The sequence below is a fragment of the Alsobacter sp. KACC 23698 genome (assembly GCF_045348435.1).
Lineage (GTDB): Bacteria > Pseudomonadota > Alphaproteobacteria > Rhizobiales > Beijerinckiaceae > Alsobacter.
In genome coordinates this window covers 4167978-4181731 of sequence record NZ_CP157484.1, presented here as the reverse complement: position 1 = coordinate 4181731, position 13754 = coordinate 4167978, and the positions used below count along the sequence as shown (strand labels likewise).

The window sequence follows — 13754 nt, the reverse complement described above, 5'->3', positions numbered from 1 at the left end:
TCCGTCAGGGCTCGTTCCGCTCCCGGGTCTCCGCCAGGACGGCCAGGATCTCGTCGGCGAGGCTCAAAAAAGCGGCGCGCTCGCGGGACGAGAAATCCCCGTCCAGGTCAAAACGCACACGCGCCAGTCTTGATGTCGCGGGCTGGGCGAAGGCGTCCGGGATGCAGTTCGCAATGACCTCGGCCACCACTTTGGTCAATCGATCTGTGCCCATCGGAGTCCCCGGTTCGACTGTCTCGAGATAGACGAGATAGTCTAAACCGGCTTTGACTCTCATCAAAGTCAATGTCCAAACAATTCGTAATTAGTCGGTCCGGGCGAAGGCGTAGCCCTTCACGATCTTGAGCCCGACTGTCTCGCCGACCGCCGGCGCGATCGCGCTCGGCAGGTCCACCTCCATCCGCCTGGCCAGGCCCGTGACCGCGACCTCGGCCCTGCGGATCGCGCCGTGGCGGCGCACGGCGGCCACCACGCCGGCGATGCCGTGCCCATGCGGCGGCTCGATGCGAATGTCCTGCGGCCTGACGAAGAGCTTGCCGGCGCCGCGCCCGTTGTGATGCGCGGCGGCGAAGATCGGCCGGTCCTGCAGGAAAGCCTGCCCGCCCGCAATCTCCACGTCGAGCCGATTGCTCTCGCCCAGAAAGCCGCAGACGAAAGCCGTGGCGGGCTTGTCATAGACGTCGTCCGGCGCGCCGACCTGCTCGATATGGCCGTCGTTCAGGACCGCGACCCTGTCGGCGAGCTCGAGGGCCTCGTCCTGGTCATGGGTGACGAAGAGGGTCGTATGCCCCGTGCGGCGGTGCACGTCGCGCAGCCATTGCCGCAGGTCCTTGCGGACGCGGGCGTCCAGGGCGCCGAAGGGCTCGTCCAGCAGCAGCACGCGCGGCTCGATCGCGAGCGCCCGCGCGAGGGCCACGCGCTGGCGCTGCCCGCCCGAGAGCTGCCCCGGGAAACGCGCCTCGAGCCCGACGAGCTGGACGAGGTCGAGAAGCTGGCCGACGCGGCGGCGGATCTCGTCGGAGGGCGGCCGCTCGCGCCGGGGCCGCGCCCTCAGGCCGTAGGCGATGTTGTCGGCCACGGTCATGTGCCGGAACAGGGCGTAATGCTGGAACACGAAGCCGATGCGCCGGTCGCGCAGGGACAGGTGCTGGGCCTCGACGTCGTCGAAGACGACCTTCCCGCCGTCGGGCTCCTCGAGCCCCGCGATGACGCGCAGCAACGTGGTCTTGCCCGAGCCGGAGGGGCCCAGCAGGGCCACGAGCTCGGCCGGAGCGACGTCCAGCGACACCCCCCGCAGCGCCGCGAAGGGCCCAAAAAACTTGCTCACGCCCTCGATCCTGACGGCCACGGACATGGGACGATCTCCGATCAATGCGAGACGCCGCCGGACGGCCGGTCGGCGTAGCGCCATTCGAGAATGGTTTTCAGAACGAGGGTGACAAGGGCCAGCAGCGCCAGCAGCGACGCGACGGCGAAGGCCGCGACCGTGTTGTATTCGTTGTAGAGGATCTCGACATGCAGCGGCATCGTGGTGGTGAGGCCGCGGATACGGCCCGACACCACCGAGACGGCGCCGAATTCGCCCATGGCGCGGGCGTTGCAGAGCAGGACGCCGTAGAGCACCCCCCACTTCACGTTCGGCAACGTGATGGTCCAGAAGGCGCGCCAGCCCGAGGCGCCCAGCGTCAGGGCCGCTTCCTCGTCGGCGTTGCCCTGCGACTGCATGAGCGGCAGCACCTCGCGGGCGACGAACGGGAAGGTGACGAACACCGTCGCCAGCACGATCCCGGGCGTGGCGAAGATGATCTCGACGCCATGGGCCTTCAGCCATGGCCCGAAGGCGCCCTGCGCGCCGAAGAGCAGCACGTAGACGAGGCCCGAGATCACCGGCGAGACCGAGAAGGGCAGGTCGATGAGGCTGGTGAGCAGCGCCTTGCCGCGGAACTCGAACTTGGCGATGGCCCAGGCGGCGCAAAGCCCGAAGACGACGTTGAACGGCACCGCGATCGCGGCCACCAGCAGCGTCAACCGCACGGCGGCGAGCGCGTCCGGCTCGGCCAGCGCCTCCAGGTAGATGGCCCAGCCCTTGCGGAACGCCTCGACGAAGACGGACAGGAGCGGCAGGCCCAGCACGAAGGCGAGGAAAATCAGCGCAACGGCGATCAGCGCGCCGCGCACCAGCGCGCCCTCGTTGCGCAGGGCCGGGCGGCCGCGCCGCACCGGCCGGGGGGCGGCCACATCAACCATGGCCGAGCCTCCGGCGCATGCCGCCATGCAGCAGATTGAGGAGCAGGATGAGCATGAAGGAGGCCGTCAGCATCAGCACGCCGACGACGGCCGCGCCGGCGTAGTCGAACTGCTCGAGGCGGATCACGATCAGCAGGGGCGCGATTTCGGAGACGAGCGGCACGTTGCCGGCGATGAAGATGACCGAGCCGTACTCGCCCACGGCCCGCGCGAAGGCGAGCAGGAAGCCGGTGAGCAAAGCGGGCATGACGGCGGGCAGGATCACGGTCGCCACGACCCTGGCGCGGTCCGCCCCGAGCAACGCCGCCGCCTCCTCCACCTCCGGCTCGATCTCCTCCAGCACCGGCTGCACCGTGCGCACCACGAAGGGCAGGCCGATGAAGACCAGCGCGACCGCGACGCCCACGGGCGTGTAGGCGACCTTGAGGCCGAGCGCGTCCAGCGGCGCGCCCACCCAGCCGTTCGGCGCGTAGACGGACGCCAGCGCGATCCCGGCGACGGCCGTCGGCATCGCGAAGGGCAGGTCCACGGCGGCGTCCACGATGCGCCGGCCGGGAAAGCGGTAGCGCACCAGGACCCAGGCGATGAGCAGGCCGAAGATCCCGTTGACGAGCGCAGCCAGGAACGCGGCCCCGAAGGACAGGCGCAGGGCCGCGATGGTCCGCTCCGACCGGGCGATCGCGACGAATTCGGCGGGCCCGATGCTCGCCGCCTTGAGGACCAGGCCGGCGAGCGGGATCAGCACGATGAGGGACAGCGCGGCCAATGTGACGCCCAGCGCAAGCCCGAAGCCTGGAAGGATGCTGGGCTGGCGCCAGCGCGCCGCTGTCCGCGCCTGCGTGATCATCGCTTGGGCTTGTAGAGCTGGTCGAAGGTCCCGCCGTCGCCGAAGTGCTCCGGCTGGGCCTTGGCCCACCCTCCGAAGTCCTTGTCGATGGTGACGAGCTGGACCGGCTTGAACTGGGCGAGGTCCTTGGGATCGGCGGCTTCCGGCCTCACGGGCCGGTAGTGGTGCTTGGCGATGATCGCCTGCGCCTGCGGGCTATAGAGGAATGCGAGATAGGCCTGCGCCGCCTCGAGCACGCCCTTGGGGCCGGCGTTGCCTTCCACCACGGCGACCGGCGGCTCCGCCAGGATCGACAACGAGGGCGTCACGATCTCGAACTTGTCCATGCCGAATTCCTGTCCGGCGAGATAGGCCTCGTTCTCCCAGGCGAGCAGCACGTCGCCGATCCCGCGCTGCGCGAAGGTGGTCGTGGCCCCGCGCGCGCCGGTGTCCAGCACCGAGACGTTCGCGAACAGCGCGGCAATGTACTCGCGGATCTTCGTCTCGTCGCCCCCATAGGCGGCTTTCGCCCAGGCCCAGGCGGCCAGGTAGTTCCAGCGGGCGCCGCCGCTGGTCTTCGGGTTCGGGGTGACGACGCCCAGGCCCGGACGGGCGAGGTCGCCCCAGTCCTTGATCCCCTTCGGATTTCCCTTGCGGACCAGGAACACGATGGTCGACGTGTAGGGCGAGGCGTTGTTGGGCAGGCGCTTCTGCCAGTCCGCCGGGATCTTCTTCGTGCGCTCGGCGATGGCGTCGATGTCGCCGCCCAGCGCGAGCGTGACCACGTCGGCGTTGAGGCCGTCGATCACGGTGCGGGCCTGGGCGCCCGATCCGCCATGGGACTGGCGGATCGTGATCGCGCGGCCGGTCTTGGCCTTGTACTCCTGGGCGAAGGCGGCGTTGATGGCGCGGTAGAGTTCCCGGGTCGGGTCGTAGGACACGTTCAGGAGTTCGATCGTCTGGGCGCGCGCGCCGGCCGCGACGGCCAGGCAGAACGCCAGCGCCAGCAGGGCGAGGCCGTGGTCGATGGCTCGTCGAAGTCGCTTGCGGGTCATGCCGGTCCTCCGATGTCGTTCGTCGATCAAATGCCGCTGCCCTCGGCGTCGAGCTGGGCGCGGGCGAGGCGTCGCTGCTCGGAGGCCCTCCAGGCCGCCTGGTGAACCCCACGAAGGATGGGGCGCGCCACGCCCTCGGCGAGCGCGGCCGCGGCCGTGATGCGCCAGTCGCCCAGCATCGCCTGGGCCAGCGTTCCGATCGCGAGGGCGCCCAAGATGCGCCAGCTCGCCTCTTCGATGAACCGCGCGCGATGTCGGGCGACGCGGCCGGCCAGGCGCACCGCCCAGACCGACCGGGCGTTCGGCTCCGACGCCGCGCCCTCGGCCGAAACCTGCGCCAACGCGGACGCGCGGAAATCCACCAGTCCGAGCGCGACGGTGTCGCCCGTCACCTTATCAACCAGGATGAAGGCGCCAAGCTCGCGGTCGTCCCGGTAGTCGGCCAGGACGACGGGGCGGTCCAGCGCAATGGTGGTCAGGCCGATGGCGTTCAGCGCCAGCGTTTGGGCCGGCTCGCTCCGGAAGGTGTGGATGTCGGTGACGCCCAGGACGGTGACGCGGGCCGTCGCCGTCGCGGCGGCGAGGCGCAGCTGCAGCTCCTCGACGGGCCGCAGGGGGCGCTCGGCCATCCAGAGAACCCGCGCCGCGAAGGCCTTGCGGGCCGACAGGCTCTCGTCGACGCTGACCAGCACGTCGCCGCGCGAGACGTCGATCTCGTCGGCGAGCGTCAGGGTGACGGCCTGGCCCGCCACGGCCTCCGGCAGGTCGCCGTCCTGCGTGACGATGCGGGCCACGCGCGAGCGCCTGCCGCCGGGCAGCACCGCGACCGCGTCGCCAGGGGCGACCGAGCCGCCCGAGATCGTCCCGGCGAAGCCGCGGAAATCGAGATTGGGGCGGTTCACCCACTGCACCGGAAACCTGAACCGCGCCTGGGGCGCCGCGGAGGTGGCTGCGTCGACGGTCTCCAGCGTCTCCAGGAGGCTCGGCCCCGCATGCCACGGCATGGCGGAGGAACGCGTCGCGACGTTGTCGCCCTCCAGCGCCGAGAGGGGCACGGCGGCGACGCCTTCGAAGCCGAGGCCGGCCGCGAGCGCCCGGTAGTCGGTCACGATGGCGTCGAAGACCGCCTGGTCATAGCCGACGAGGTCCATCTTGTTCACGGCCAGGATCACCTGGCGGACGCCGAGCATGGACACGATGAACGAGTGCCGCCGGGTTTGGGGCAGCACGCCCTTGCGGGCGTCGACGAGGACGATGGCGCAGTCGGCCGTGGACGCGCCCGTCGCCATGTTGCGGGTGTACTGCTCGTGCCCGGGCGTGTCGGCGACGATGAAGGTGCGGCGCGGCGTGGCGAAGTACCGGTAGGCGACGTCGATAGTGATGCCCTGCTCGCGCTCGGCCGAGAGCCCGTCCACGAGCAGCGCCAGGTCGAGCTTCTCGCCCTGCGTGCCGAAGCGGCGGCTGTCGCGGCCCAGGGCCTCGAGCTGGTCCTCGTGGACCTGGCGTGAATCGTAGAGCAGCCGGCCGATGAGGGTCGACTTGCCGTCGTCGACGGAGCCGCAGGTGATGAAGCGAAGGAGGCCGCGGGCGCTCTGCGGCTCGGCGGCGGCGATCGGAAGGGGTGCGGCCCTGGCCGCGGCGGCGCGCATCAGAAATAGCCTTCCTGCTTCTTCTGCTCCATGGAGCCCGACCCGTCGTGGTCGATGACGCGGCCCTGCCGCTCGGAGGTCCGCGAGCCGCGCATCTCGGCGATGATTTCGGGCAGGGTGGCGGCGGAGCTCTCGACCGCGCCGGTCAGCGGGTAGCAGCCGAGCGTCCGGAAGCGGACCATGCGGGTCTCGACGACCTCGCCCGGCCGCAGCGCCATGCGGTCGTCGTCGCGCATGATCCAGGCGTCGTCGCGCAGAACCACCGGCCGCGGCGCGGCGAAATAGAGAGGCACGACCGGAATGGCCTCGCGCGCGACGTAGTCCCACACGTCGGCCTCGGTCCAGTTGGACAGCGGGAACACCCGGAAGCTCTCGCCGGGGCGCTTGCGCGTGTTGTGGAGCCGCCAGGGCTCCGGCCGCTGGGCCTTCGGATCCCAGCGATGCTCGGCGCTGCGGAGGGAGAAGACCCGCTCCTTGGCGCGCGACTTCTCCTCGTCGCGGCGGGCCCCGCCGATGGCGGCGTCGAAGCCGTGCTTGTCGAGCGCCTGCCGCAGGCCCTGCGTCTTCATCACGTCGGTGTGGACGCGCGAGCCGGAGTCGAACGGGTTCACGCCGGCGCGCAGGCCTTCCTGGTTGACGTGGACGATGAGGTCCAGGCCGAGCTCCTTCGCGCGCCGGTCCCGGAAGTCGATCATCTCGCGAAACTTCCAGGTGGTGTCCACATGCAGCGCCGGGAAGGGCAGGCGGCCCGGATAGAAGGCCTTCAGGGCCAGGTGCAGCAGGACCGCGGAGTCCTTGCCGATGGAGTAGAGCAGCACGGGATTGTCGCAGCTGGCGACCGTCTCGCGCAGGATGTGGATCGACTCCGCCTCGAGCTTCTGCAGATGGGTGAGCTGGGTCATCGCGCCGCCTCCGCGACCGGCGCGGCCGAGCGGACCAGCCGGCCGTCCGCGGCGACGTGAAGGCCGCACTCCTTGCGGGCCTCGTCCTCCCACCACCAGCGGCCCGCGCGCTCCGGCTCGCCCGGCGCGACCGCGCGGGTGCAGGGCGCGCAGCCGATGGACGGATAGCCGCGATCATGCAGCGCGTTGTAGGGCGCGCCGCGCGCGGCGACGTAGTCCGCCACCTCGCGGCGGGTCCAGTCGGCCAGCGGGTTGATCTTCAAGAGCCCGAAGGCCGCGTCGACTTCGGCGAGCGGCGTCGCGGCGCGGTGGGCCGACTGCTCGGCCCTGAGACCGGTGATCCACCCCGAGGCGCCGGCCAGGGCGCGGCGCAGGGGCTCCACCTTGCGGACGCCGCAGCAGGCCTTGCGGGCCTCGACGGAAGCGCGGAAGCCCTGGGGGCCCTGGGCCGCGACCAGCGCCTCGACGTCCTCCGTCCGGGGCGCGAAGGCGGCGATCGCGACGCCGTAGCGCGCCTGCGAGGCGGCCCAGACCTCGTAGGTCTCCTGGAAGAGACGGCCGGTGTCGAGCGTCGCCACCGTCACGCGGGCGTTGGATTCCGCGATGGCGTGGAGAATCGCCTGGTCCTCCAGGCCGAAGCTCGTCGTAAAGGTCAGCCGGCCAGAGACCAGCCTGGACAGAGCGGCTAGGCGGCCCACGAGGTCGAGGCCGCTGAGCGTTTGCGAAAGGGTTTGAGCATCCATCGGGGTCACAAGGCGCTGCGCCCCGAAGCGGGACAGGAGAAGCAATGAACCTTAGAATGGAAAATTCTTCTGCGACTGGCAACTCTATGGCGTGAATTAAGAAAGTTATGCTACTTACCTCCAGATCAGGAGTGGATCATTCTTCATGGGCGAGACTCGGGAGATGGACGCAGTCGACCGCAAGATCCTGGAGTTGCTGCAGCGCGACGCGACGCTGTCGATCGCCGAGATCGCCAGCCAGGTGGGGCTGTCGCAGACGCCCTGCTGGAAGCGCATCCAGCGCTACGAGGCGGAGGGGCTCATCGAGCGCCGGGTCGCGCTGCTGAACCCCGAGAAGCTGGGGCTGGGGCTGACGGTCTTCGTCTCCGTGGAGACCGGCGACCATTCGCAGGAGTGGCTCGCCCGGTTCGCCGCGCTCGTCTCCGCCATGCCGGAGGTGCTCGAGGTCTACCGGATGGCGGGCGACGTGGACTACATGCTGCGGGTGGTGGCCCCCGACATGGCCGCCTATGACGCGTTCTACAAGCGCCTGATCGCCGCCATCCCGTTGAAGAACGTCAGCTCCCGCTTCGCCATGGAGCGGGTGAAATCCACCACGGCGCTGCCGATCGCGCCGACGCCGGCCCGTTAAAGAGGCCGGGCGGTCAGGCGAAGCGCAGGGCGGCGCGGCCGTGCTCGGCCCGGAGCCGGGCGAGGTCGACGCCCACGGGCGAGCCGTCGACCACGCGCCAGACGCCGCCCACCATGACCCGGTCGGCGCGGTGCGCGCCGCACAGGACCAGGGCCGCCAACGGGTCGTGCGCGCCGGAGAAGCGCAACTCGTCGAGGGTGAACAGCGCAAGGTCCGCCTGAAGCCCCGGCGCGATCGCGCCGATGTCGTCGCGCCCGAGGCAGCGGGCCGAGCCCTGCGTGGCCCAGCGCAGCGCGTCGAGATGCGTGACCCGGCTGGCCGAGCCGTAGTGGAGGCGCTGGAACATGAGGGCGTGACGCACCGCCTCCATCATGTTGGACGCGTCGTTCGAGGCCGAGCCGTCGACGCCGAGGCCGACCGGCGCCCCGGCGGCCTCCAGGTCCAGAGTGCGGCAGAAGCCCGACGCCAGGACGGCGTTCGACGCCGCGCAGTGGCAGACGCCGACGCCATGGCGGCCCAGCCGCGCGCATTCGGCGTCGTCGAAATGGATCCCGTGCGCCAGCCAGGTCCGCGGGCCGAGCCAGCCGACCTCCTCCAGCAGGTCGAGCGGACGGGCGCCGTAGGTCGCCAGGCAGAAGGCGTCCTCGTCGCGCGTTTCGCCCAGATGGGTGTGCAGCCGGCAGTCGTACCGCTCGGCCAGGGCCGCGGTCTGGGCCATCAGGCGCTTGGTGACCGAAAAGGGCGAGCAGGGGGCCAGCGCCACCTGCGTGACGCTTCCGGGGCTCGGATCGTGGAACAGGCGCAGGACCCGCTCGCTGTCCGACAGGATCTCGTCCTCGTCCTGCACGACGGAATCGGGCGGCAGGCCACCGTCCTTCTGCGACAGGTTCATCGACCCGCGCGTCACGGTGAGCCGCACGCCCAGCGCGCGCGCCTCCTCCACCTCGATGTCCACCGCCTGCTCGAGGCCGCGGGGGAACAGGTAGTGATGGTCGGCCGCGGTGGTGCAGCCCGACAGCAGCAGTTCCGTCAAAGCGAGCCGGACCGAGACGCGGAAGCTCTCCGGGTCCAGCCGCGACCAGATCGGGTAGAGCGCCTGGAGCCAGGGAAACAGCTCCTTGTTGATCGCCGCCGGATGGGCCCTGGTCAGCGTCTGGTAGAAATGGTGATGGGTGTTGATCAGCCCCGGAATCACGACGTGGCGCGAGGCGTCGAAGACGGCGTCGATGCGCTCCGGATCGGGGCCCCCGGCCGGGACGCATGCGGCGATGGCGCCGCCCTCGACCACGACGCCGCGGGCCGCGCCCTCGGCCATGATCGCCAAGGGGTCCTTGATCCAAAGCCGCATCGCGCGCCTCCCGCTCCGAGCCGCCAGCCTAGGCGAGGCCGGGGCCGAACGCCAAGGCGGTCAGCGGCTGGCGACGCCCGCCAGCAGCGTCCGTGCGATCCGCCCGGCGACGCCGCGCCGGCTCTCTGGCGTGTCGGTCGGCCGCGGGCGGTACCAGATCGTCATCCAGTTGATCGCGCCGAGCAGCGTTTTCACGGCGAGCGGCGCGTCGTCGACCGCGAGGCTCCCGTCGCGGACGCCATCCGCCACCACGCCGCCGATCAGCGCCTCGAAGGCGTCGCGGCGGCCGGTGAGGCGCGCCAGCATGGCGCGCTGGCCCGGGGTGCTCGCGCCATGCAGGTGCATCTCCACGCCCTGCGTGTTCACCTTCTGGAACGCCACGCTCTCCATCATCGTCATGGCGTGCGCCTCCAGCACGGCCAGGAGGCGCGCGGCGCCGTCGCCCTCCTGGCGGGCGGCCGGCTCGGCGGCGGCGAAGCACAGGTCCATCCCGTAGTCGATCACGGCGAAGAACAGGTCCGCCTTCGCCGGGTAATGGTGATAAATGAGCCCCTTGGTGGCTCCCATCCGGCGCGCGATCATGTCGATCGAGGTCGCGTCGAAGCCGTTGACCATGAAGCACTCGGCCGCGGTCGCCAGGATCTCGTCGCGGCGCTGGGCCGGGTCGGCCGCGCGCGGCGCGCGGGATCGGGCGACGGCTGCCGGCGTGCTCATCTCGGCTTCGGGGCTCCTGGCGGACGGCCTTGCGCCGGGCTGGACATCCGGTCCGGCGCGGCTGCATACTACCCGGTATGTGGCCGGGCGGGCTAGGCTGAATCCGCGTCCGCCCCACCCGCAGTCCCCATGAGAGCGCCCGCATGGACTACCTGTCGTCACTGTTCTCCGTCGCCGGCAAGACCGCGCTCGTCACCGGAGGCTCCACCGGCATCGGGCGCATGTGCGCCGAGGCGCTGGTGCAGGCCGGCGCCCGGGTGCTCATCGCATCGCGCAAGGGCCAGGCCTGCGAGGCGGTCGCGGCGGAGCTGAATGCGCTGGGCGCGCCGGGGCGATGCGAGGGCTTCGCCGGCGACGTCGGAACCGAAGCCGGGGTGGCGGCGCTGGCCGCCGAGGTGAAGTCGCGGGTGGGCGGCTCGCTCTCCATTCTGGTCAACAATGCGGGCAAGACTTGGGGCGAGCCGCTGGAGAGCTTCCCCTGGAAGGCCTGGGACGGCGTGTTCTCCGTCAACGTGGCCGGCCTGTTCACGCTGACGCGCGAGCTCCTGCCCGAGCTCACCGCGGCCGCGTCGCTGGACGACCCGGCCCGCGTGGTCAATCTGGGCTCGGTGATGGGCTCGGCCCCGCTGGGCCATGGCCCGTACTCTTACGCCGCCTCCAAGGCCGCCGTGCATCACCTCACCCGCATCCTGGCGCGCGAGCTGGCGGATCGGCCGATCACCGTGAACGCCTTTGCGCCCGGCCCCTTCCAGAGCCGCATGATGGCCTTCGCCACGCAGGACGAGGCGGTCCGGGCCAAGACGGCGTCCACGGTGCCGATGGGGCGCATCGGCCGGCCGAGCGACATCGCCGGCGCGCTGTTGTTCCTGTGCGGCCGTGGGGGCGCCTACACGACGGGCGCGATCCTGCCGCTCGACGGCGGCGTCTCGGTCGACAGCGGCCACCGGCTGTTTGGAGACGACGCATGAGCGGCGAAACTCTCCCCGTCGCCGGCCCGCGCCGGGCGTTGTCGCTGGACGCCTACCAGCGGCTGGTGGGCCAGGAGATCGGCGTCTCCGCCTGGATCGACGTCACGCAGGACATGATCGACCGCTTCGCGGCGCTGACCCATGACCGGCAGTTCATCCACATCGATCCGGTCCGCGCCGCCGAGACCCCGTTCGGGAGCACCGTCGCGCACGGCTTCCTGACGCTCTCGCTGCTGAGCGTCATGGCCTATGACGCCGTGCCCTCGCTGGAGGGATCGGCCATGGGGGTGAATTACGGCTTCGACCGCCTGCGCTTCGTCAGTCCGGTCAAGCCCGGCTCGCGCGTGCGCGGCCGGTTCGCGTTGCGCGAGATCGTCGAGCGCTCTGCGGCCGAACTGATGCTGCGCGTCGGCGCGACGGTGGAGATCGAGGGGCAGGACAAGCCCGCCCTCGTGGCCGACTGGCTCACCTTGCGCGTGCTGGGCTGAGGAGCGCAACGATGGACATTCGATTCGACGGGCGTGTGGCGATCGTCACCGGGGCGGGCAACGGGCTCGGCCGCAGCCATGCGCTGGGGCTTGCGGCGCGCGGCGCGAAGGTCGTGGCAGTCGACATGGGAGGCGCGCTGGACGGCTCCGGCGGGTCCGCCACGGCGGCCGAGCGCGTGGTGGAGGAGATCCGGGCCGCCGGGGGCGAGGCCATGGCGAGCGGGGTGGACATCACCGATTTCGCCGCCGTGACCGGCATGGTCGACGCGACGTTGGCCGCATGGGGCCGGGTCGACATTCTGGTCAACAACGCCGGCATCCTGCGCGACCGCAGCTTCGCCAAGATGGAGATAGAGGACTTCCGCAAGGTGGTCGACGTGCACCTGATGGGCTCGGTCCATTGCACGAAGGCCGTCTGGGAGACTATGCGCCGTCAGAATTACGGGCGCATCGTGTTCACCTCGTCGTCGTCCGGCCTCTACGGCAATTTCGGTCAATCCAATTACGGGGCCGCGAAGGCCGCCATGCTGGGGCTGATGAACGTGCTGCACCTGGAAGGCCGCAAGCACGACATCCGGGTCAACACTCTCGCCCCGACCGCGGCGACGCGGATGACCGAACAGTTGATGTCGCCCGCGGCGCTGGAGCTGCTGCGCCCCGAAACGATCACGCCGGGCGTGCTCTTCCTGGTCTCGGAGGTCGCGCCCTCGCGCACCATCCTGTGCGCCGGCGCGGGCGTGTTCGCCCAGACGGTGGTGACCGAGACGGAGGGCGTCTATCTCGACGAGGCGCAGCGGACGCCGGAAGGCGTGGCGGCGCATTTCGCCGCCATCTCCGACACGACGCATGAGCGCGAGCTCACGGAAGCCTTCCACCAGACGGACAAGTTCGTCACCATGGCGGCCAAGGCCAAAGGCGTCGACCTCAAGGCGAGCCGGTAAGGGAGAGAGATGATGCGGGAGGCGGTCATCGTTTCGACGGCGCGCACGCCGATCGGCAAGGCCTATCGCGGCGCGTTCAACGACACCCAGGCGCAGGCGCTGGGCGGGCACGCCATCGCGGCCGCTGCATCCCGCGCGGGCGTGGACGCCGCCGAGATCGAGGACGTCGTCATGGGCGCCGCCCTGCAGCAGGGCTCGACCACGATGAATATCGGGCGCCAGGCCGCCATGCGGGCGGGGCTCCCGGTGTCCACGCCCGGCATGAGCGTGGACCGGCAATGCGCCTCCGGCCTCATGGCCATCGCGATCGCGGCCAAGCAGATCGTGGTCGACGGCATGACGGTGGCGGTGGGCGGGGGGCTGGAGTCCATCTCGCTCTGCCAGAACGAGCACGCCAACCGCTACCGGGCGCAGGATCCCTGGCTCGTGGAGCGGATGCCGGCCCTCTATATGAGCATGCTGGAGACGGCCGAGGTGGTGGCCGACCGCTACGGGGTCAGCCGCGAGGCGCAGGACGCCTATGCGGCGCAGTCGCAGGCGCGCACCGCCGCCGCGCAGGCGGCGGGCCGGTTCGACGCCGAGATCGTGCCCATGCCGAGCGTCATGCTGGCGCAGGACAAGGCGACCGGCGCGGTCTCGCCGGTGGAGACGCGGCTCGCCAAGGACGAGGGCAACCGGCCCGGCACCACGGCCGAGCAGCTCGCCGCGCTGAAGCCGGTCTTCAAGGACGGCCAGCGCATCCGCGAGGGCCGGTTCATCACGGCCGGCAACGCCTCGCAACTGTCCGACGGAGCGTCGGCGAGCGTCCTCATGGAGGCGCGCGAGGCGGAGCGGCGCGGCCTTCAGCCGCTCGGGATCTATCGCGGCATGGCGGTGGCCGGCTGCGATCCGGACGAGATGGGCATCGGGCCCGTCTTCGCCGTCCCGAAGCTTCTCAAGCAGCATGGCCTGACGGTCGACGACATCGGGCTGTGGGAGCTCAACGAAGCCTTCGCCGTGCAGGTGATCTACTGCCGCGACCGGCTCGGCATCCCCGACGAGAGGCTCAATGTCGACGGCGGCGCGATCTCGATCGGGCATCCCTACGGGATGTCCGGCGCGCGCATGACCGGCCACGCGCTCATCGAAGGCAAGCGGCGCGGCGTGCGCTACGTCGTCGTCACCATGTGCGTCGGCGGCGGCATGGGCGCCGCAGGCCTGTTCGAGGTCGCCTGAACGGCGAAACCGCATTCCGCCGGGAGG

15 protein-coding genes are annotated in these 13754 nt (G+C 70.8%); 5 read left to right on the top strand and 10 right to left on the bottom strand.

The window, feature by feature from the left end; translation table 11 throughout:
* Nucleotides 1-4: 4 nt before the first annotated feature.
* The 8 genes from ABEG18_RS19980 to ABEG18_RS19945 are packed head-to-tail and all read right to left on the bottom strand — an operon-like array spanning nt 5 to nt 7422.
* Complete coding sequence (locus tag ABEG18_RS19980) at nt 5-277, bottom strand: hypothetical protein (protein WP_406854794.1); 273 nt, start codon at nt 275-277, stop codon at nt 5-7.
* 27 nt (nt 278-304) lie between these two features.
* The gene (locus tag ABEG18_RS19975; RefSeq protein ID WP_406858657.1) at nt 305-1348 is read right to left on the bottom strand and encodes a sulfate/molybdate ABC transporter ATP-binding protein; all 1044 of its coding nucleotides are present in this window, start codon (nt 1346-1348) and stop codon (nt 305-307) included.
* A gap of 20 nt (nt 1349-1368) precedes the next feature.
* Nucleotides 1369-2247: a sulfate ABC transporter permease subunit CysW gene (gene cysW / locus ABEG18_RS19970; RefSeq protein ID WP_406854793.1), complete on the bottom strand. Its 879-nt coding sequence runs from the start codon at nt 2245-2247 to the stop codon at nt 1369-1371.
* Nucleotides 2240-3094, bottom strand: a complete 855-nt coding sequence (gene cysT, locus ABEG18_RS19965) for a sulfate ABC transporter permease subunit CysT (RefSeq protein ID WP_406854792.1) — start codon at nt 3092-3094, stop codon at nt 2240-2242. Before cysT ends, cysW begins: the two co-directional genes overlap by 8 nt.
* Complete coding sequence (locus tag ABEG18_RS19960; protein ID WP_406854791.1) at nt 3091-4128, bottom strand: sulfate ABC transporter substrate-binding protein; 1038 nt, start codon at nt 4126-4128, stop codon at nt 3091-3093. Before ABEG18_RS19960 ends, cysT begins: the two co-directional genes overlap by 4 nt.
* A gap of 26 nt (nt 4129-4154) precedes the next feature.
* Nucleotides 4155-5777 carry a sulfate adenylyltransferase subunit CysN gene (gene cysN, locus ABEG18_RS19955; RefSeq protein WP_406854790.1) on the bottom strand — a complete coding sequence of 541 codons (1623 nt, stop codon included), beginning with the start codon at nt 5775-5777 and terminating at the stop codon, nt 4155-4157.
* On the bottom strand, nt 5777-6679 hold the full coding sequence (cysD, locus tag ABEG18_RS19950) for a sulfate adenylyltransferase subunit CysD (RefSeq protein WP_406854789.1): 903 nt from the start codon (nt 6677-6679) through the stop codon (nt 5777-5779). The genes cysN and cysD overlap by 1 nt, the downstream gene beginning before the upstream one ends.
* Nucleotides 6676-7422 (bottom strand): phosphoadenylyl-sulfate reductase, encoded by a 747-nt coding sequence (locus tag ABEG18_RS19945; protein ID WP_406854788.1) that lies wholly within the window; start codon nt 7420-7422, stop codon nt 6676-6678. Before ABEG18_RS19945 ends, cysD begins: the two co-directional genes overlap by 4 nt.
* Before the next feature lie 163 nt (nt 7423-7585).
* Here ABEG18_RS19945 and ABEG18_RS19940 point away from each other — a divergent pair, with 163 nt between their 5' ends.
* Entirely contained in the window at nt 7586-8053 is a 468-nt protein-coding gene (locus tag ABEG18_RS19940; protein WP_406858656.1) for an Lrp/AsnC family transcriptional regulator, read from the top strand.
* Nucleotides 8054-8066: 13 nt separating this feature from the next.
* Here the strand turns inward: ABEG18_RS19940 and ABEG18_RS19935 are convergent, their stop codons facing one another.
* The gene (locus ABEG18_RS19935) at nt 8067-9401 is read right to left on the bottom strand and encodes an 8-oxoguanine deaminase (protein WP_406854787.1); all 1335 of its coding nucleotides are present in this window, start codon (nt 9399-9401) and stop codon (nt 8067-8069) included.
* A 60-nt stretch (nt 9402-9461) separates the two neighbouring features.
* Entirely contained in the window at nt 9462-10115 is a 654-nt protein-coding gene (locus ABEG18_RS19930) for a TetR/AcrR family transcriptional regulator (RefSeq protein WP_406854786.1), read from the bottom strand.
* Between the two features lie 143 nt (nt 10116-10258).
* Here ABEG18_RS19930 and ABEG18_RS19925 point away from each other — a divergent pair, with 143 nt between their 5' ends.
* The 4 genes from ABEG18_RS19925 to ABEG18_RS19910 are packed head-to-tail and all read left to right on the top strand — an operon-like array spanning nt 10259 to nt 13727.
* A complete protein-coding gene (locus ABEG18_RS19925) occupies nt 10259-11083 on the top strand; it encodes an SDR family oxidoreductase (protein ID WP_406854785.1) in 825 nt (274 codons plus the stop codon).
* Entirely contained in the window at nt 11080-11571 is a 492-nt protein-coding gene (locus tag ABEG18_RS19920; RefSeq protein ID WP_406854784.1) for a MaoC family dehydratase, read from the top strand. The genes ABEG18_RS19925 and ABEG18_RS19920 overlap by 4 nt, the downstream gene beginning before the upstream one ends.
* An 11-nt stretch (nt 11572-11582) precedes the next feature.
* Complete coding sequence (locus ABEG18_RS19915) at nt 11583-12512, top strand: SDR family NAD(P)-dependent oxidoreductase (protein ID WP_406854782.1); 930 nt, start codon at nt 11583-11585, stop codon at nt 12510-12512.
* 12 nt (nt 12513-12524) lie between these two features.
* Complete coding sequence (locus ABEG18_RS19910) at nt 12525-13727, top strand: acetyl-CoA C-acyltransferase (protein WP_406854781.1); 1203 nt, start codon at nt 12525-12527, stop codon at nt 13725-13727.
* Nucleotides 13728-13754 lie beyond the last annotated feature (27 nt).